The sequence below is a fragment of the Sphaerisporangium sp. NPDC005289 genome (assembly GCF_040607455.1).
GTDB lineage: Bacteria > Actinomycetota > Actinomycetes > Streptosporangiales > Streptosporangiaceae > Sphaerisporangium > Sphaerisporangium rhizosphaerae.
This window is the reverse complement of the sequence record NZ_JBEXGS010000002.1, coordinates 398,985-418,370: the sequence shown is the minus strand read 5'-3', so window position 1 is coordinate 418,370 and position 19,386 is coordinate 398,985. Positions and strand designations below refer to the sequence as shown.

Here is a 19,386-nt window from a genome sequence, read left to right as displayed (position 1 = left end):
CGCGGTCACTTGCTGCCTCCGATCCGGCGGACGAACGTGTAGTTGATCCCGACGCCGAGGAGGATCAGCAGGAACAGCAGCCAGGCGGCCGCGGCGGCGTAGCCGTAGTTGAAGTTCCGGAAGCCCTGCTCGACGATGTACATGGCGATCGTCTGGAACTGGCCGGTGGCCCCGCCGTCCATCCGGTTGCTGGCGAACATCACCGGCTCGGCGAACAGGGTGAGCCCGCCGATCGTCGAGACGAACACGGTGAAGATGATCGTCGGGCGGATCATCGGCAGGGTGATCTGCCAGAACTGGCGGCGCGGGGAGGCCCCGTCGATGGACGCCGCCTCGTACAGGTCGCGAGGGATGGTCTGCATGCCCGCGAGGTAGATGATCGCGTTGTAGCCGGTCCAGCGCCAGTCGACCATGGTGGCGATGGCGGTCCAGGACGACCACTTGGCGCTCTGCCAGTCGATGTGCTGGTCGACGCCCACGAAGCCGAGCAGCCAGTTGAACAGGCCGAAGTCGCGGCCGTAGAGCTGGGTGAACACGATGGCGACGGCGACGACCGAGGTCACCAGCGGCACCAGGACGCCCAGCCGGAAGAACAGCCGGCCGCGAAGGCGCTTGTTGAGCGCGTTGGCGAGCATGAGCGCGAGGACGAGCTGCGGCACCGTGGCGAGGACGAAGATGCCGACGGTGTTGATCACCGCGTTCCAGAAGTCCTCGTCCGCCAGGAGCTTGGTGTAGTTGGCCAGGCCGGTGAAGGAGGCGTCTCCGCCGGCCAGTCCGTAGTCCTGGAGCGACACCCACAGGGTGAACACCAGGGGGAACAGGCCGAAGATCGCGAAGAGCAGGAAGTACGGGGAGATCAGGAAGTACGGGGTCGCCTTGATGTCGAACTGCGACCAGATACTGCGGCGGGAGCGCGCCTGGTGGCGTCCCGGCCGGGGCGGCGGAGGCGCCGGATCCGCCCGCTGCGTGTGGAGGTTGACGCTCATCGGATTTCCGGGGCGCTCCCTGGCCGGCGGCCACGGGGAGGAGCCCCATTCTCCTTCTTCTCGTCGGTAACGGTCGATCGTGTGCCCGCTACCAAGCGATAACCAAGCTCGGCATCGGTACGACTGGACGAGTGCCTCGCGGGGCGTGGGCGGTGGTGGGTTCCACCACCGCCACGCCGCTCACTACGGCAGGTCACCGGTTCGCCGGGGCGGTGAGCCCCGGCGAACCGGTGAGGACCGGGGAGGATCAGCCCGCCGCCTTCTGGCCCGCCTCGACGAACTTCTGCCAGGCCTGGGCCACGGGCACCGAGCCCTGCTCCATGCCGTTGAGGACCTGCTCCACCTCGCGCTTGACCTGCGCGTGCTTCTCACCGAGGAAGATCGGCTGAAGCGACTTGATGGACGGCCCGAAGATCTTGCCGATGGGCGCGTTGTTGAAGTACTCGTTGTTCACGCTCTGGAGCTCGGGGTTGTCCTGCGCCGGGATGGTGCTGGGCAGGTTGCCGCCCTCCTTGAACGCCATGAGCTGGGCGTCGGGGCTGGTCAGGTAGCTGGCCAGCTCGGCGGCCTCCTTCGGGTGCTTGGACTGCTTGGGCACCGCGAGCCAGGAGCCGCCCCAGTTGCCGCCGCCGCCGGGCACGGTCGCGACGTCCCACTTGCCCTTGAACTTGTCACCGGCGTTGCCCGAGACCACGCCGAGCATCCAGCCGGGGCAGCCCAGGGTCGCGAACTGCGACTTGACGAAGCCGGTGTTCCAGCCGTCGGTGAAGTTCTGCAGCTTGGCGGTCAGGCCGTCCTGGCTGATCTTCGTGGCGAGGTCGAACGCGGACTTGACGGCCGGGTTCTTGTCCACGATGAGCTGCTGGTTCTTGTCGAAGTAGGTGACGTTGCCGTTCTTGGCGGCCTCCTGCGCCAGCACCACGTTGTAGATGGTGTTGATGCTGTCGACGAACTTGGCGTCCTTGACCTTGGACTGGAACTGCTGGCCGGCCTTGATGAAGTCCTCCCAGCCGCCGCTCCACAGCTTGCCGACCTCGTCGCGGTCGGTGGGAAGCCCGGCCTGCTTGAACAGGTCGGAGCGGTAGCAGATGCTCATGCCGCCGACGTCGGTGCCGAGGGCGAACAGCTTGCCCTCGGTGTTGATGCCGTTCTCCCACTTCCAGGCGGGGAAGTCGGCCTGGCGGCTCTGCAGGCCGTACTGGCCGAGGTCGGTGAAGAACTGGGGACGGGCCTTGGCCAGACCCATGCCGCCCTCGTCGATGCCGACCACGTCGCCGGCGCCGGTGCCCGACTGCAGCCACTGCAGCATCTGCGGCCAGTAGACGTTCTCAAAGCTGTCGGTGAGGTTGTTGTACTTCACCTGAACGTTGGGGTGATCGCTGTTCCACTTGGCGACCGCGGCCTTGTAGCCGAAGTTGGTCCCGCCGCCGAAGGTCTGCAGCGTAAGGGTGATCTTCTCGGCCGCGGCCGAGGACGAGCCACCGGTGCTGGTGTTCCCGCCGTCCCCGCCGGAGCTGCACGCGGCGGTGATGCCGAGTGCGACCGTCATCACCGATGCGACCGCGAGTGTCTTCCCGCGGCGCATATTGTTCATCATTCCGGACCCCTCTCAGGTGGTTGCCCGATCTTTGGGAGGTGCATCGAGGGCCGGCCCCGACAGTCGGGCCCACGATGTGCTGGATCCCTCAGTCGTGATCTCGCGGGGGTGAGCCTGCGAGCGATATTTGGGAGCGCTCCCACGAAGGGTCCCCGACGGGCAATGCTGGCGTCAATATGCCGAAACCTAACTGTTACTCCTGGGGCGGTTAGCGCTGAGAAAACCGTAGAGTAGCCCCCATAAGGCCCTTTCGCAGCATTGGGAGCGCTCCCACCGCTTCGGCACAGTCGGGCGCAAATCATCCATGCGCCACGGCGCACGGGCTTCGCCGGGCTCCTGGGCCACGGCGCGCGGGCTCCGCCGAGGTCCTGGGGGCGCGGCGCGCGGGCTGCGCGGCGTTCCGGCCGGCTCGCCGGAGTGATGGGAACGAGCGCCGGCGCCGCGCGGCCGGGGGAGTGGGCCGGCCGTGCGGCGCCGGGAGGCGTCCTTCGCGGGGAGGCGGGCGGGACGCCGCGGAAAGGTGGAACGAGGGCGGCGGGCCGCCGAGGTCAGGCGGCGTAGCCGGGGTAGCCGTATCCGACGATCTGCGAGGCCGGCCTGGTGCGGATCTCGACCTTGCCGCCGTCGGTGTTGCCCTCGACCGTGCGGATGGTGCCGTCGCCGTTGTCCTTGATGACGAAGCCGACGTGCTCGATGCCGTTGATGCTCTTGTCGCCGTTGAAGGAGAAGAACACGACCGCGCCGGGCTTGGGCGTGGTGCCCCAGCGGTCCCGCGCGGCGAACCACTTGGCGTGGGCGACGGTGTAGGCGTCGGCGCCGACGGTGTCCTGAAGGCCCATCTGCGCGCCCACCCAGGAGACGAACATGTCGCACCAGGCGGCGTCGGCGTAGTCGGCGATCGTGCCGCTGTCGCGCGCCACGGTCTCCCTGGCGCGCGGGGAGCTCATGTACCAGGCGTGGAACTTGGTGCCGCCGCCGCTGCCGTTCTCGCTGATGCCGACCTGCTTCTCGGCCAGTGCCAGCAACTGCTCGGCGGAGACCTGCCGGGACGGCAGCCCCGCCTTCGCCGCCTCCTGCCGCGCGACGGCGACGATGCCGCTCTTGGGAGAGGCGGCGTCGGCCTGGGGAGAGGAGTCGGCGTTCGCCGCAAGGGCGGTGCCGGTGACAACCTGGGCGAGCACGAGCCCGCCGAACGCGACGGCCTTCAACTGGTTCTTCGGGGCATCCAGAAGCCGATGTACGGTCGTGACGAACATGGACAAGCTGAGACTCCTTCTTCCTGCCGCCTACCGGGTTAGCTGACGGGTTCGGACGTGAAGGTTCGTCCTACGGGCGCGTCCGTGGGCGGGCGCGCCTGATTCACCCCAAGAAGGTGGGTCCCCGGCTCCGCGTGGGCGCGGACTCGACGGAGGCGCGTGACGGTGGGAGAGGGGTCTCTCCGCAGAGGACCGGCCGCGCCGGGCGATATCGGCGGCACGGGCGGGTCGCTCAGAGAAGCGGTCTCCCGTGCCGGGATTCCTCCGAGAGTAATACATCGGACAAACCACATGCAAGTGGGACAAAGCTCTCGTCCGTTCTGGCCTTCTCATGGCAAAGCCAGGCACGCGGTCCGGCGAGAATGCGCGTTGGGCGCGGTTGACCTGCCGCGACGCGGGTACGGTGCCGCCGATCCGGGCCCTGCGGGCGCGGACACGCCTCCGGGGCCGTCCGGGCCCAGTGATACTCGGAGCCTGCGACGCCTTCTGTGTCAAGTGGGGCCCGCGTTGCCCATGTGACGCCTGGGAGCCGCTCTCATCCGACAACGGCCGGGCCGCCGTCGGCCGCCGTTCATCGTCTGTTCCCTATTACGTAGGGTCGCGGGGCTAGGTTGCATGCGTCGTGAACGTGTCAATGCCCGGCGTGGAGAGGAACGGTCGAAGCCGCGTGCGGGAGCAGGGGTCGGCCGTCGCCTGGGTGGAGTCTCCGCTCCAGTTGCTGTGCGCGGTCGAGGCGCGGCACGCGGGGCTGATCGGGCCGGGCACCCGCGTGGTGACCCGCGGCAAGCTGCCCGGCCTGCGCGTCACCCGCGCCGAGCTGGACGCGCTGGAGCTGCCGGCCGGGCTGAGCATCCAGGCCGCCGATCAGGGCATGCCCCGTCCCGGCCGCCGCGAGGCCTGGGTCCTCGGGGACGCCTTCTCCGGCAGGATGCAGCTCACCTCGCTGACGGCCTTCCCCACCCGCATGGTCATCGTCGACGACGGCCTGGCCACCATCCGCCTGCTGGAGTTGCTGACCGCGGGTCTGGCCACCCCTCTGCTGCGCGCCCGCGCCACGGCCAAGCCCTCCCGCCTGGCCCTGGGCGTCGCCGCGGGGATCCGCCTGCGCGCCGCGGCGAGGGCCGGACGGCTCACCGTCTTCACCGCCCTGCCCGTCCCCGCCGCCCTGGCCGACGCCGTGCGCGGGCTCGGGGCCGAGCTGGTCACCCACGACTTCGCCTGGCTGCGCTCCCAGCCGGTGGTCGCCCACCCCCGGCCCCGCGAGAACACGGTGGTCCTCGGCACCTCGCTGGTGCGCAACGGGCTGATCCACCGCGACCGCTACCTGTCGTGGCTGTTCGCCCTCGAAGGGCCGCTGGCGTACTACCCGCACCGCAGGGAGGACCCCGGCGACCTGGCCGCGGTCCGCGACCACCCCGGGGTCACCGTGTACGACGCCGGGGCGCCGGTCGAGATGACCCTGCGCGACCTGCGCCCCGGCCAGCGCGTTCTCAGCCTCCCGTCCACGGCCGTCACCTCGCTGCGCGTGCTGCTCGCCGCCCGAGGGGTGCCCGTCCAGACCGTGGAGGTGCCCGACGACTGGTGGACTCCCTCCGCGTCGGTCTCCCTCCGATCGCATCTCCAGATGTTCGCGCACGAAAGGGCTTCTCCTTGAGCCGGGTTCTCGCTGTGGCCGATTCGGACTCGTATCTGAAATGGGCGGCGGGTCTTCTCGACCAGCTACCGACCGGTTGGACATCGACGCTGGCCGTCGTGCGCACGCCGATCGTGCCGTCCCCGGCCCAGATCACCGCCGCCGTCAGCGGCACCCGCTCCGGCGCGGGGGAGCCGCCCGCCGTGGTGTCGGCGCGGGCGCTGCGCCGCATCGCCGAGCGCGACCGGCCCGACGCCATCCTGCTGGCCTGCACAGGACCGGTGGTCGACGTGCTGGCCGGCGACGTGCTCGGCGGGCTCTCGCCGCGGCCGGTGCTGGTGTCGGGGCTGCCGGGCATCTCCATCCCCGCCACAGAGAAGGCCTGGCTGTACCGCGGGGCCTGCGACCTGTTCGTCGTGCACAGCGGCAGGGAGGTGGAGGAGTTCGGCCGCATCGGCAGGGAACTGGGCGCCACCGGGTCGATGGCCCTGGCCCGCCTGCCCTACCTGGACCATCGGACGGCCGGCGGCGGGACGGGCGACCGCCTGGTGTTCGCCACCCAGGCTAAGGTGCCCAAGCGGCGCGAGGACCGCGAGAGCATCCTGCTGGCCCTCGCCCGGCTGGCCGAGGCGCGTCCGGGCCTGGACGTCGTGGTCAAGCTGCGCGCTCTTGAGAACGAGCGCCAGACCCACAACGAGCGCTATCACTACGAGCGCCTATGGCGGTCGCTGGCCGAGGCCGGCGCGGTGCGCCCCGGCTCGGTGCGCTTCGCCGCCGGCGCCATGCACGAGCACCTGGCCGCCGCGGCGGGGTTCGTGACGGTCAGCTCCACCGCGGCCCTGGAGGCGATCGCCGGCCGCGTCCCGCTGCTGGTCCTGTCGGACTTCGGGGTCAGCGCCGAGATGATCAACCTGGTGTTCGAGGACAGCGGGTGCCTGGGCACCCTGGAAGACCTGGCGCGCGGCGACCTGCGGCACCCGGCGGCCGCCTGGTGCGACGCCAACTACTTCCACGATCCGGCCACCAGCGACTGGGTGGCCAGGCTCGGCGCCCTGATCGCCGAGGCGCGCGCGGGGCGGCTCGCCCCGGTGCGGCCGCTGCTCACCGGACCCGAGCACGCGGCCGCCCGGCGGCGGGCCCGCCTGCGGGTGGAGGTGCCGCCGAACGTGCTGCGCGCCGGTTACCGCGCGAGCCGCCGCGTGCGCCGCTACCTCAAGGCGCTGGGCTGAACACCGGACGGGATGGCGTGAAACTTTCGCGCCGCCCCGTCCGCATCAGTGGTGGCATGGGCGCTGCGACCCCCGTCCGCCCTGCGGAACACGACGCGCCACGTTGACAACTCCCGGCGTGCGGTCACAATCAGTGACGTCAGCGCCCCTGGTGACGGGAGGACGGTCATGGCGGGAAACCCCGGGTCGGAGGTCGCCATGCGCCGCCCTCTCGCGCGCGCGGCGATCGCCGCCTTCGCGGTCATCGGCGCGGTGGCCTCACCACCGCTGACGGCGGCCCCGGCAGGCGCCGCGGCCGCCACGCTGGGAGGGGCGGCCGCGGCCACCGGCCGCTACTTCGGCGCCGCCGTCGGCGCCTCCCATCTCGGCGAGGCGCCCTACGCGGCCGTGCTCGACCGGGAGTTCACCTCGGTGACGCCCGAGAACGAGATGCACTGGGACGCGGTGGAACCGGTGCGCGGCCAGTTCAACTTCACGCCGGCCGACGCCATCGTCGCCCACGCCCAGAGCAAGGGCATGCGGGTGCGCGGGCACAGCCTGGTCGACTCCCCGCACACGGCCTGGACGGGCAACCTGTCGACCGCCCAGGACACCTACCAGGCGCTCACCGCCCACATCGCCGCGGTGGCCGGCCACTTCCGAGGGAAGATCCACAGCTGGGACGTGGTGAACGAGGCGTTCGCCGACTCGGGCGGCGTGCGCCCCGGCCTGTTCCAGCGGCGCCTCGGCGACTCCTACATCGAGACGGCCTTCCGGGCCGCCCGCGCGGCCGACCCGGCCGCCCGGCTGTGCCTCAACGACTACGGCATCGAGGATCCGGCGGCCGCCAAGACCCGCGGCGTGCTGGCCATGGTCAAGGACTTCAAGACGCGGGGCGTGCCGATCGACTGCGTCGGACTGGAGTCGCACTTCTCCGCGACGGCGCCGCTGCCGGCGGCCTACGCCCAGACCATCGCCCAGTTCGCCGCGCTCGGCGTGGACGTCCAGATCACCGAGCTGGACATCGAGGGCTCGGGCGCCGCCCAGGCGCAGGACTACCGCAAGGCGCTCACCGCCTGCGTGATGGTGCCGCGCTGCACCGGCGTCACCGTGTGGGGCGTGACCGACAGGTACTCCTGGCGCAGTGGCGGCACGCCCCTGCTCTTCGACCGCGACTACAACAAGAAGCAGGCCTACTACGCCGCGCTGTCCGCGTTCGCCGTGTGCGGCGGCGCGCCCCGCGCCGCCGCCTGCTAGCGGCCGGCGGTCAGCGGGACAGGGCGCGGCGCAGGCGCGAGAGGGGACGGGACTTGGCCGGTTCGGGCGCGGGCAGCAGGCCGACCGAGGCCAGCCGCCGGTTCTTGAAGTAGCGGGCCTGCGGGCCGTTGGCCTCGATGTAGCGGGCCGCGGCCTCGCGCAGCGCCGGGTAGTGCTCGCTCTGCATGCAGAAGCCCACCGCCTCCACCAGCGCGCGCAGGTCGCTCCGATCGCCGGTCGGCGTCTCGGTGATCGAGCCGTCCGGCGCCAGGCGCGGCACGGTGGCGTCGACGATCGTCACCGGGATGCGGTTGCTGTTCTCGTAGGGCGCCAGCCGCTCCAGCACCAGCTCGCAGCCCATGGTCGCGATCGGCAGGCCGAACAGCCGGCGCGCGGTCATCAGAGCGGTGGAGAAGCATCCGACCACCAGTCGCGGGCGCAACGCCAGGAAGCACACCTCGGCCGGCACGGTGTCGCCGGCCACGCACAGGTCGACCCCGAGCTCCCGCGCGACCGCGCGCAGCAGGCGGGCGTGGTGGCCGCCCGCCGCCGGGTGCGGCTTGAACAGCACGCTGCGGTGGCCGCGCGCGGCGAGGGCGCGCAGCATCCCGGCGTGCAGCTCGGCCTCCTCCTCGGCGGTGACGATGTCCAGCGCCGACAGGTACTGGCCCAGGATGATCGCCTCGCCGTACAGCCCCTCGACGGCGGGCATCTCCTCCAGCACCCGCAGGAACGCCGCGTCCGGCAGCGGCTCGGGCGCCACCCCGACCTCGCGCAGCAGCAGCGGCGTGAGCTCGGGCACCAGGTCAAGGTGGAGCAGCCGGGTGATCCGGCCGGAGATCTCCAGCGGCAGCGGGTCGCGGGTCGGCCCGTAGCTCATCAGGCCGTCGGAGTACACCGTGATCGGGCAGTCGCGGACCAGCGCCGCAACCGTCCTGGCCGGCGGCACCGCCACCGACTCCAGCACCAGCTCGGCGGCCCCCTCACCCAGTGCGAGGTGGCCGCGCACCAGGCGCTCCAGCATGGGCACCTCGATGACGCGCGCCTTCCAGTCGGAAGGGTGCAGCGGGGCGATGATGTCGTTCCACGACCACACCTCGTCGAACCGGGGCCGCAGCGCCGCGAACCCCGGGGCCTCGTCCAGGGACGGGGTCACCTCGGGGATCGCGGCGTTGTTGGACACCAGCAGCACCCGGCGGCCGTCGTGCGGGCCGAACCTGCCCGCGTCCATGGCCGCCGCCAGCGTCATCGTCCCGAACAGGGTGGAGCTGTAGAAGACCTGCGTCATGGCGAACGCTCCTCGGGCTGTCTGAGAGGTCGGGGGAGCAGCGGCCCGAGCAGGGCCTGCCGCTCCTCGTCCAGCCCCGTCTGCCCGAGCAGGTCCGCCGGGAGACCGGCCAGGACGTCCCGCGCCCTGTCCTCGAAGCGGGCACGCAGCGCGGGCGAGAAGCGGTCGCCGAGCTCCAGGTGGTGGGCCAGCAGCGCGCAGAAGGTGCGCACCGCCTTGGGCTGCAGGTGCGGCTCGCCCTCGATCTGCTTGAACACCAGGTCGAAGGCGTCGAAGAAGTGCAGCTGCCGTTCGTCGCCGACCTGGGTCAGGGAGGTGGACACCAGCCGCCGGTAGAACACCCCGGCGATGGAGGCCACCGCGAACGACCGCGCCTCGCGGTGCAGCCGCCAGATCCACGGCCGGTCCTCGGCGGTGTGCAGGTGCCCCGGGAAGGCGAGCAGGTCGCCCAGCGAGCGCCGGTACACCCCCGCCCACGCGTAGGGGTAGTCCACCATCGTCCGCGCGCCGGCCGGCAGGATGCGGTCGCGCGGGTCGAGCACCACGCCCCGCCGGGCCTCCGGCGCGCGGTGCACGGTGCGCTTGCGCCCCTCCACCTGCACGTGGTCCACCCGGACGAAGTCGCAGCCCAGGCCCTCGATCGCCTCGACGAGCCGGGGGAGGTACCCCCGGCCCACCCAGTCGTCGCCGTCCAGGAAGGTGAGATACCGGCCCGAGGCGAGAGACAGGCCGGCGTTGCGGGCGTCTGCCAGCCCCACGGGAGAGCTGTTGCGCAGCACGGTCAACCCCGGCAGGTCGTCGCGGAAGTCGTCGATGACCTGCGGGGTCGCGTCCACCGAGCCGTCGTCGACGACGATGAACTCGAAGTCGGGCCGCGCGTTGCGCCGCAGTGAGGCCAGCGTGTCGCCGATGAACGGCGCCGCGTCCCGCACCGGCACCACGACCGACAGCGTGATCACCGGCGTCCTCCGGTGCGCGTCGCCGCGCCGCCTCCCGCCGCGCGCCGCACGGGGCGGCGCGCGTCCATGTCGATGATCATCTCGTGGGTCAGACGGTGACGCGGCGCAGGCGGGACTTGGGGGCCTCCTCGCCCGGGAAGACGCGCTTGACGCCGTCGCCGAGGGCCTGCTCGATGATCCTGATGTCGCGCACCAGGTGCTCCAGGCCGCTCGGCTCCAGCGAAGCCGCGTGGTCGGAGCCCCACATCGTGCGGTCCAGGGTGATGTGGCGCTCCACGGTCACCGCGCCCAGCGTCACCGCGGCCAGGGAGATCTGCAGGCCGCGCTCGTGGCCGGAGTAGCCGACCGGGACGCCGTACCGGTCCTGCAGGGTGATGATCGTGCGGAGGTTGGCCTCCTCGGGCGGCAGCGGGTAGGTGGAGGTGGCGTGCATGATCACCAGCTTGGAGGTGCCGAGGATCTCCACGGCCGCGTCGATCTCCGGAAGCGTCGACATGCCGGTCGACAGGATGATCGGCTTGCCGGTGGCGGCGAGCCGGCGCAGCAGCTCGTGGTCGGTCACGCTGGCCGAGGCGACCTTGTGCGTGACGACGTTCATCTCCTCCAGGAAGTCCACCGACGGCACGTCCCACGGGGAGGCGAACCAGTCCAGGCCCCGCTCGGCGCAGTACTTGGCGATCTGGGTGTACTCGTCCTGGCCGAACTCCACCCGGTACTTGTACTCCAGGTAGGTCATCTCGCCCCAGGGCGTCTGGCGCATCTGGTCGCGCTGGTGGGCCGGCACGGCGATCTCCGGCGTGCGCTTCTGGAACTTCACCGCCTGGCAGCCGGCGTCGGCGGCCACGTCGATGAGGCGGCGGGCGATGTCCAGGTCGCCGTTGTGGTTGATGCCGATCTCGCCGATGACGTACACCGGCTGCCCGGGGCCGACCAGCGACTCGCCGATCTGGACCGGGGCGCCCTTGACGCGCAGCGTCGCGCGCGGGCCGGCGGCGGGCGGCTCGGCGTCCACGGGGCGGGCGGCGAGCACGCGGTCGCACAGCTCGCGCACGGCGCCGGCGCCGCCCCCGTGGCCGAGCACGATGCGGGCGGCGGCGCGCACGCGGGGGTGGGCGTCGGGCACGGTCACCGGCCAGCCGACCAGCTCCATGCAGCCGAGGTCGTTGAGGTCGTTGCCGACGTAGGCGACCCTCGCCGGGTCCAGGCCCTCGATGCTGAGCCAGTCGCGCAGGGCGGTCTGCTTGGAGGCCAGGCCCTGCAGGACCGGGACGCCGAGCTTGCGGGCGCGGGCGGTGACGACCGGGTTCCGCTCGGTGGACAGCACCAGGATCTTGACCCCGGACCGCTTGAGCAGGGCGATGCCGAGGCCGTCGGAGCGGCTCACCGCGACGGTCTCGCGGCCGTCCTGGTCGACGTAGACCAGGTCGTCGGTGTGCACGCCGTCGAAGTCGGTGACCACCGCGTCAACGTCGAGCGGGCCGGGACGGTCCACGAACGGGGCCAGCGCCCGCACCATCTCCAGGTCCTCGGGGGAGTCCACCTCGACGGCGTGGCGGCTCGGCACCGGCTGGACGGCGACGGTGCCGAAGAAGCGGTGCCCGTGCTCGCGCAAGCCGGCGGCGCGGATGGCGTAGAAGGCGCCGGTCTCGCGGTACTCCGGCTCGCGGTCCTGGCGGCGCGGGCGGTGGGCCGGGTCGTGGTTGATCCCACGCACCCCGTCCTCGCCGCGCGCCCACACGAACTCGTGGGTGGGCAGCCCGGAGAACACCACGTCGGCGGCGCCGTCGAGCACCTTGGACACGGCGGCGTCCAGGTCGGCGGGGTCGATGAAGGCGCTGGTGCACTGGACGAGCACGACGACCTCGGGGTCGGTGCCGACCTGGTCGAGGGCGTGCAGCAGGGCCGACTCGCTGGAGGCGGTGGCGCCGCTCAGCTCGGCGGGGCGCTGGACCACCTCGGCGCCCGCCGCGCGGGCCGCGGCGGCGATGGCGTCGTGGTCGGTGCTGACGACCACCCGGTCGATGAGCTCGGCTTCCGTGCAGGAGGCGACCGCGCGGGCGACCAGGGGCGTGCCGCCCACCTTGGCCAGGTTCTTCAGCGGGACGCCCGCAGAACCTCCACGGGCGGGGACGACGGCCAGGACTCGCAAGGTTGACTCCCTGATATGCGGCGTGCGAGCGGGCCGTCCTTCGGCCACGCTCGCGAGGTGTCACGCACGCTAACCACCGGCACCATCCCGTTAGGAGATTGCGAGCTGAACGCCCAGCGTCACTCCTGTTAACACTTGGGAGAGCCGGGAGGCCGGGGCCGCCGCCGCCGCGCCCCGTCCGGCCGGACGGCGGACGGGGGCGGGCTCATCCGGCGACGGGCGGGTAACGCGTTCAGCGGGCGGGGGCGGGCTCAACTGGCGAGGGAGCGGGGGCTGGTTCGGCGGGCGGGCGGAGGGCTCACTCGGCGAGCGGCAGCCGCAGCACGAAGCGGGTGCCCTCGGGGACGTTCTCGACGTGGAGCGTTCCGCCGTGGGCGATGGCGACGTCGCGGGCGATGGCCAGGCCGAGGCCGGTGCCTCCCTTGTTCCTGCTGCGGGCGGCGTCCAGCCGGGCGAAGCGGTGGAAGACGCGCTCGTGGTCCTCCTCGGCGATGCGGTCGCCGTCGTTGGTGACGGCGAGCACGGCCGACCCGTGGTCGCGGTGCACCTCGATCTTGACCATGTCGGCGGCGTGCCGCTGGGCGTTGTCCAGCAGGTTGTCGATCACCCGGTACAGGTGCGTGCGCACGCCCATCACGGTGACGTGCTCCTCGACGCCGGCGATGACCGGCACGCGGCCGGGCCGGGCGGCGATCTCGCCGGTGGCGAGCTGGCCGAGGTCGACGGGCTCCTGCGCGGCCGGGCCGCCCGAGCCGAGCCTGGCCATGAACAGCAGGTCGGTGACGATGGTCTCCAGCCGGTCGGTGTCGCGCAGCGCCCCCCGCACCAGCGTGCCGAGGTCGGTCTCCTCGGGGTGCAGCAGTGACTCCTCAAGCTGGGCGCGCAGCCCGGCGATGGGCGTGCGCAGCTCGTGCGAGGCGTCCGCGGCGAACCTGCGCTGCTGCTCCACCGAGTGCTCCAGCCGCGCCAGGGTGCTGTTGACGGTGCGGGCCAGGTGGGAGATCTCGTCCTCGCCGGGAGGCTCCCGCACCCGCAGGGACAGATCGCTCGCGGTGATGTGGGCGAGCTGGGCCTGGATGTGGTCGATGGTGCCAAGGCCACGGTCGGCGGTCTTGTAGGCGATCCAGCCGACCAGGCCGGCCACGGCGGCGATCTGCAGGCCGACGGCCACGTCGAGAATGCGGGTGGACAGCACGGCCGGGGTGGGCGCGGCCGCGTACACCACCGGCGCGCCGGGGCCGGGGCCGGTGAGCGTCGCGGTCACGTGGAAGCAGCCGACGGACAGGGGCCGGCAGGTCGTGAAGTCGAGCAGGTCGTGCGGGACCACCGGCCGCGCGTCGCTGAGCGGCGGCAGGGTCCGGCCGCGGGCGGTCGAGGCCAGGATGTGCCGCCCGGGCCCGACCACCTGGATGAGGTCGACGTCGCCCGGGCCGGGCGCGATCGGGTTGAGCAGGGACGACTCGCGGTAGGCCACCACGACCCGCGAGGCGGCCTCTCTGGTGTCGTGCCAGATGGCGTTGGCGACCGTGGCCCTGATGACCAGGTCGGCGGCGACGCCGAGGGGGATCAGGAACAGGGCGGCCAGGACGAGCGTGAGGAGGGTGACCCGCCCTCTGATCGATCGTGGCCAGATGGCGGCCCGTGGGAGGGGCATTGGCAAAGGCTATCCGCGCGGATCTCCGTCAAGATCCGCGTGCCGGGAAAGAGGTGGCCAAGGGATGGCAAACTCCCCCGGCGCGGGCCGGGGCGCCACGCCGCCGGACCCTAGCGTCCGGCGTGCCGGATCACCGATCCGGCCGCCGGAGGGTTGGGGTCTCCCCCTGGGGATCACCGACCGCTACGGTGTGCGGCAGCAACCTTTTAATACCGAGTGTGGGGTTATGGCGCCGAAAGCCTGGCGGGCCTGTCTGTCCTTACCGTTGACCTCCGTGCTGCTCGCCACCCCGGCGTCGGCCGCCTCGCTTCCCGTGGAGCGCTCGAACGCCGCCGCCGCGCCGCGGGCGGCGTCCGGGACCGGCGGCGCCGGCGCGGCTCTGGAACGCTCCGCCGCCGGCCGGGCCTTCTACGTCGACTCCCGCGAGGGGGACGACGACGCGCCGGGCACCTCGCCGGGCAAGGCCTGGCGGTCGCTGGAGCGGGCGGGGGAGGCCCGGCTGCGCCCGGGGGACACGCTGCTGCTGAGGCGGGGCGGCCGGTGGAAGGGCACGCTGAGGCTGGAGGCGGACGGCACCGCCCGGCGTCCCATCACCGTCGGGGCCTACGGCAAGGGCGGGCGGCCGAAGATCAGCGGGCGTGACGACGACTGCGTGGTGGTCGCCGGGTCCTATCTGCGGGTGTCGGAGGTGCGGGCGAGCGACTGCGGATGGGCGGGCTTCCGCGTGGACGGCCGCCACAACGACCTGTGGGACGTGTACGCCGACCGCAACGTCGCCGGGGTGTGGATGACCGCGCGCGGCGGGCGCAACGTCCTGCGCAACAGCCAGATGGTGGGCAACGACCGGATGAGCGTCGACGACGCCGAGCCCGACAACGACTCGGGCGCGTTCGGCGTGCTGCTCAACGGCGACGACAACCGCGTGATCGGCAACCTGATCTCCGGCAGCTACGCCAGGAGCCAGGACTACGTGACCGACGGCGCGGCGGTGGAGGTGTACGACGGCGACCGCAACCTGGTGGCGCACAACGTCGCCAGGGACAACGAGACCTTCACCGAGCTCGGCCACCGGCCCGGCGCGACCGCCGACGGGAACCTGTTCGCCAACAACGTGGTGACCTCCTCGCGTCCCCGGGGGTCGTTCCTGATCACCCGGGGGCCCGGGCACATCGTCGGCCCGGTCAGGGGCACGGTCGCGGTCAACAACTCGGTGTACCTTCCGGCGCGCCGGACCATCGGCTTCTCCTGTGCCGACGGCTGCGGCAAGAAGATCCTCAGGTTGCGCAACAACGCGATCAAGGTGGGCGGCGTCGTCGGGTTCGAGGACGCCTCGGGGATCGACGACGCGGGCGGGGTCTACGACGGCAGGATCAAGCACTTCAAGCCCGGCCACCGCTCCATCCACGCGGACCCGCGCTTCGCCGGCCGTCGTGACCTGCGGCTTCGTCCAGGGTCACCCGCCATCGGGCAGGGTGTGCCACTCGGGGCATCCTGGTACGGCGGGGCCTCCATGGCCCACGACGCGGCGGGACGGACGATCCGGCGATCGAAGAACCCGGACGCGGGCGCCTATCAATACTGAATTGGATTTATTTCCTACATATCTCCGGAACATCGGTGAAACCTACATCCGACACCCTGTGTGGCGAGGGGCCGCGGATGAAACAAAACAGGAGGTCGGCACGCGTGCGTGGCCCGGCTGGACATGAGAGGTGGTGGTGAAGGTGCTGAGAGTTCGGGTGTCGCTCCCTGACCGCCCGGGGGTCCTCGGACAGGTCGCCCGGGCGTTCGGAGTGCTCGGCGCGGACATCCTGCAGGTCACGGTCCTGGAGCGCGAGGCGGGGCGTGCGGTCGACGACTTCACCGTGTCCTGGCCGGGCGGCTTCGCCGCCGACGAGCTGCGCGACCGCCTGTCCGTCGTGCCGGGGGTGCGCATCGAGGGCGTGTGGCCGACCAGGGAGGTGCCCGGCGCGAGCCCCGACTACGACCTGCTCGGACACGTCGTCACCGACGCCGAGCGGGCCTTCGTCACGCTCGTCGACGCGGTGCCCGACCTGGTCAGCGCCGAGTGGGCCGTCGCGGTCGACTCCGACACCGGCGCCGTCGTGCACGGCAGCTGGCAGGCTCCGGGCGTGGAGGAGATGCCCGACCTGACGCCGCTGCGGCCCTCGGCGTTCAGCGAGGGGCCGCTGCACCTGCTCAGCCTCCCGGTCAAGGCGGCGGGCCTGCACCTGGTCGTGGCACGTTCCGAAGGGCCGGCCTTCCACCAGGTCGAGCTGGACAAGGTGGTCAGAGTGGTCGAGATCATCGCCCTGCTCGCCGGCGCGGCGGAGCCCCGCACGCTCGCCTGAGGCGCGCGGCGCGGGGCGGGGGCTCCTACCGGCGGGGCGGGTCGATGCGGTTGCCCTGCACCGTGAAGAGCATCAGCCTGCTGAGGTCGACCGCGACGCGGCCGATCTCCCCGGCGCGCCACACCGGGCGGGAGCCGAGCCGGACGATGATGTCGGCGCGGCGGTGGTGGCCGCTGCCCGGCGTGGGCGTGTTCTCCTCGGCGTGCGGGGGTCCCTCGCCGCCCGAGATGAAGCGCCGCATCATCGTGCGCACCCGGCCCGGGCCGTGCGCCGCGTGCCCGTTGCCGTTGCCGTTGCCGTTGGTGTGGCCGTTGACCCTCGCGGGGCCGGGCTCGGGCGCGACCACGGCCGGGATGCCCACCTCCAGGTAGGCCAGCCACTCGTGGCCGTGGTATTCCAGCGCCCGCACCCTGCCGGTGAAGTGCGGCCCGTCGGCGCCCTCGGGGATCGGCGTGAGCCCGTCCGGCCGGATGCCCACGATGATCTGGCTGCCGGTGTGCTGGGAGACGGCGTACGCGCGGGGGTCGGTCCACGGCATCGTGATGTTGTGCAGGCCGAAGTCGAGCGAGATGTACTGGTTCTGCGGGGTCCGCACCGTCGCCGACAGCAGGTTCAGCTGCTGTGAGCTGAGGAAGGCCGCCACGAAGGCGGTGGCGGGGTCGTTGTAGATCTGCCCGGGGGTCCCCACGTCCTGCAGGACGCCGCGGTTCATGATGGCGATGCGGTCGGCCAGCGTGAGCGCCTCGACCTGGTCGTGCGTGACGTAGATCGTCGTGACGCCGAGCGCCCGCACCAGCGAGGAGATCTCCATGCGCAGTTCGGTGCGCATCCCGGCGTCGAGGTTGGACAGCGGCTCGTCCATCAGGAACAGCGAGGGCTGCCGGACGATGGCCCTGCCCATCGCCACCCGCTGGCGCTGCCCGCCGGAGAGCGTTCCAGGCCGGCGGTCCAGCGTCTCGTCGATGTGCAGGGCGCGGGAGAGCTCGACCACCCGCTCCCTGACCATGTTCGGATCGGCCTTGGCGATCTCCAGGGGGAAGGAGATGTTGCCCCGGACGGTGCGGTGAGGGTACAGAGCGCCGTTCTGGAAGACCATCGCCACATCGCGGTCGCGCGGGGCGAGGTCGTTGGCGTGCTTCCCGTCGAGATAGAGATCGCCGGCGGTGATCTCCTCCAGCCCGGCGATCATGCGCAACAGCGTGGACTTCCCGCATCCGGACGGCCCGAGCAGGACGAGCAACTCGCCCTCTTCCGCGCGCAGGCTCATGCGATCGACCGCGAGATGCCCCCCCGGGTACACCTTCGTCACGCTGTCGAGAACGACGGTACTCATCGTCACTCGTTCCTCCCGGGCATCAGAACCCGGATCCCAGCCGTCATTGTGATTGATGAGGTAGTACATCGCGTCCCGGGCCGCCGTGTCCATACGTGTCGTAATAAATCGCTCATGCGCTGGTTACTTGACCGTTGCCTCGCGGCCGACGTCAGGACGTGTGCAAACACCCGCTGGGAAAGGCGTCCGCGAGGCGTCCTTCGGCCGCTGGCGACGCGCGTCACTCGTCCGCGCGTTCTCCGGTAATGCCGATGCAATGACGGACGTGTCACAATTTGCAGCAACTTTCCGAAAGGTCTTTCATGTCAGTTCACACGCCTGTTACGTTCCGCGTACCCGGTGGACGCCGCCACCGCTCGGGGAGTGGCGGGCGTCCCGGTCTCATGGCAATGGAGCTGAGCAAGGAGTGCACACAATGCGGCGAGGCATCTCGGCAGCGGCGGCAGCCGCGGCGCTCGCGCTGGCGGTTTCCGCCTGCGGCGGCCAGGACTCCCCCACCCCGTCGGCCGCCCCGGCCAAGAGCGCCGACGCCTCGGCCGTCTCCGGAGAGGTGACGTGGTGGGACACCTCTGACGCCACCAACGAGGGGCCCGTCTTCCAGGACCTGATCAAGGACTTCCAGGCCAAGTACCCCAAGATCAAGGCCAACTACGTCAACGTGCCGTTCGCCGACGCGCAGAACAAGTTCAAGACCGCGGCGCAGAGCGGCTCGGGCGCGCCCGACGTGCTGCGCGCCGAGGTCGGCTGGGTCGCCGAGTTCGCCTCCCTGGGCTACCTGGCCCCGCTGGAGGGCACCCCCGCCCTCGACAAGCCGGAGGACTTCCTCGCCAGCCCCGCGAGCAGCGGCAAGTACAACGGCAAGACCTACGCCGTGCCGCAGGTCACCGACACCCTCGGCCTGCTCTACAACAAGGAGCTGCTGAAGAAGGCCGGCCACGACGCGCCGCCGAAGACCTTCCAGGAGCTCAAGCAGGTCGCGCTGGACGTCAAGTCCAAGGCCGGCGCCGACGGCCTGGCCCTCAACGTGGACGCCTACTTCCTGCTGCCGTTCATCTACGGCGAGGGCGGCGACCTGCTCGACGTCGTGAGCAAGAAGATCACCGTCGCCTCGCCGCAGTCCACCGCGGGCGTGAAGATCGTCGAAGACCTGATCACGTCCGGCGCCGCGGCCAAGCCGGCCATCCAGGACAGCTACACCAACGCCGAGACCGCCTTCAAGGAAGGCAAGGTCGCGATGATCTTCAACGGGCCGTGGTCGAACACCGACAACCTCGGCGGCAAGGTCTTCAAGGACAAGCCCGACAACTTCGGCATCGCCCCGGTGCCGTCCGGCTCGGCCAAGGCCGGCTCCCCGACCGGCGGCCACGACTACGCGGTGTACGCCGGCTCCAAGAACCTGGACGCCTCCTACCTGTTCGTCCAGTTCATGGACTCCGCCGAGAGCCAGGCCAAGGTCGCGGGCAAGCTCGGCCTGCTGCCCGCCCGCCAGTCCGCCTACGCCATGCCCGACGCCCAGGCCAACGACATGATCGCCAAGTGGAAGGAGCCCATGGCCTCCGCGGTCGAGCGTCCCTGGATCCCCGAGGGCGGCCAGCTGTTCCAGCCGCTGCTGGAGGGCTACCAGAAGATCGCCGCCGGCCAGAAGGGCACCGACGCGGCGCTGCAGGACGTCGCCAAGGCCTACCAGGGCATCCTCAAGGGCTGGAGCCTGTGAC

The 19,386-nt window shown here is 71.5% G+C and carries 14 protein-coding genes and 1 riboswitch; of the genes, 6 read left to right on the top strand and 8 right to left on the bottom strand.

Annotated elements, in window-relative coordinates; all coding sequences use genetic code 11:
- Nucleotides 1-5: 5 nt before the first annotated feature.
- From ABZT47_RS04615 to ABZT47_RS04605, 3 genes are all read right to left on the bottom strand, one after another.
- A complete protein-coding gene (locus ABZT47_RS04615) occupies nucleotides 6-986 on the bottom strand; it encodes a sugar ABC transporter permease (protein ID WP_354836145.1) in 981 nt (326 codons plus the stop codon).
- A gap of 247 nt (nucleotides 987-1,233) precedes the next feature.
- Nucleotides 1,234-2,535 (bottom strand): ABC transporter substrate-binding protein, encoded by a 1,302-nt coding sequence (locus tag ABZT47_RS04610; RefSeq protein WP_354836143.1) that lies wholly within the window; start codon nucleotides 2,533-2,535, stop codon nucleotides 1,234-1,236.
- Nucleotides 2,536-3,131: 596 nt separating this feature from the next.
- Nucleotides 3,132-3,839, bottom strand: coding sequence for a CHAP domain-containing protein (locus ABZT47_RS04605; protein WP_354836568.1), 708 nt, complete (start codon nucleotides 3,837-3,839; stop codon nucleotides 3,132-3,134).
- Between the two features lie 12 nt (nucleotides 3,840-3,851).
- A riboswitch (cyclic di-AMP (ydaO/yuaA leader) is annotated at nucleotides 3,852-4,001 on the bottom strand.
- Between the two features lie 505 nt (nucleotides 4,002-4,506).
- On the opposite strand from ABZT47_RS04605, the gene ABZT47_RS04600 reads away from it, so the two are divergent.
- From ABZT47_RS04600 to ABZT47_RS04590, 3 genes are all read left to right on the top strand, one after another.
- Nucleotides 4,507-5,493 (top strand): hypothetical protein, encoded by a 987-nt coding sequence (locus tag ABZT47_RS04600; RefSeq protein WP_354836141.1) that lies wholly within the window; start codon nucleotides 4,507-4,509, stop codon nucleotides 5,491-5,493.
- Nucleotides 5,494-5,507: 14 nt separating this feature from the next.
- Nucleotides 5,508-6,701: a DUF6716 putative glycosyltransferase gene (locus tag ABZT47_RS04595; RefSeq protein ID WP_354836139.1), complete on the top strand. Its 1,194-nt coding sequence runs from the start codon at nucleotides 5,508-5,510 to the stop codon at nucleotides 6,699-6,701.
- A 168-nt stretch (nucleotides 6,702-6,869) separates the two neighbouring features.
- A complete protein-coding gene (locus tag ABZT47_RS04590; RefSeq protein ID WP_354836137.1) occupies nucleotides 6,870-7,937 on the top strand; it encodes an endo-1,4-beta-xylanase in 1,068 nt (355 codons plus the stop codon).
- Between the two features lie 10 nt (nucleotides 7,938-7,947).
- On the opposite strand, the gene ABZT47_RS04585 is transcribed toward ABZT47_RS04590, so the two are convergent.
- From ABZT47_RS04585 to ABZT47_RS04570, 4 genes are all read right to left on the bottom strand, one after another.
- A complete protein-coding gene (locus ABZT47_RS04585; RefSeq protein WP_354836135.1) occupies nucleotides 7,948-9,225 on the bottom strand; it encodes a polysialyltransferase family glycosyltransferase in 1,278 nt (425 codons plus the stop codon).
- A complete protein-coding gene (locus tag ABZT47_RS04580; protein ID WP_354836133.1) occupies nucleotides 9,222-10,184 on the bottom strand; it encodes a glycosyltransferase family 2 protein in 963 nt (320 codons plus the stop codon). The genes ABZT47_RS04585 and ABZT47_RS04580 overlap by 4 nt, the downstream gene beginning before the upstream one ends.
- Nucleotides 10,185-10,272: 88 nt before the next feature.
- Nucleotides 10,273-12,333: an N-acetylneuraminate synthase family protein gene (locus ABZT47_RS04575; RefSeq protein ID WP_354836131.1), complete on the bottom strand. Its 2,061-nt coding sequence runs from the start codon at nucleotides 12,331-12,333 to the stop codon at nucleotides 10,273-10,275.
- Nucleotides 12,334-12,631: 298 nt separating this feature from the next.
- Nucleotides 12,632-13,987 (bottom strand): ATP-binding protein, encoded by a 1,356-nt coding sequence (locus ABZT47_RS04570; RefSeq protein ID WP_354836129.1) that lies wholly within the window; start codon nucleotides 13,985-13,987, stop codon nucleotides 12,632-12,634.
- A 274-nt stretch (nucleotides 13,988-14,261) separates the two neighbouring features.
- Here ABZT47_RS04570 and ABZT47_RS04565 point away from each other — a divergent pair, with 274 nt between their 5' ends.
- Nucleotides 14,262-15,569 carry a right-handed parallel beta-helix repeat-containing protein gene (locus ABZT47_RS04565; RefSeq protein ID WP_354836127.1) on the top strand — a complete coding sequence of 436 codons (1,308 nt, stop codon included), beginning with the start codon at nucleotides 14,262-14,264 and terminating at the stop codon, nucleotides 15,567-15,569.
- Between the two features lie 157 nt (nucleotides 15,570-15,726).
- Complete coding sequence (locus tag ABZT47_RS04560; protein WP_354836125.1) at nucleotides 15,727-16,338, top strand: amino acid-binding protein; 612 nt, start codon at nucleotides 15,727-15,729, stop codon at nucleotides 16,336-16,338.
- 25 nt (nucleotides 16,339-16,363) lie between these two features.
- On the opposite strand, the gene ABZT47_RS04555 is transcribed toward ABZT47_RS04560, so the two are convergent.
- The gene (locus ABZT47_RS04555) at nucleotides 16,364-17,671 is read right to left on the bottom strand and encodes an ABC transporter ATP-binding protein (RefSeq protein ID WP_354836123.1); all 1,308 of its coding nucleotides are present in this window, start codon (nucleotides 17,669-17,671) and stop codon (nucleotides 16,364-16,366) included.
- A gap of 415 nt (nucleotides 17,672-18,086) precedes the next feature.
- Between ABZT47_RS04555 and ABZT47_RS04550 the strand changes: the two genes are divergently transcribed.
- On the top strand, nucleotides 18,087-19,385 hold the full coding sequence (locus ABZT47_RS04550) for an extracellular solute-binding protein (protein ID WP_354836121.1): 1,299 nt from the start codon (nucleotides 18,087-18,089) through the stop codon (nucleotides 19,383-19,385).
- Nucleotide 19,386: the final 1 nt, after the last annotated feature.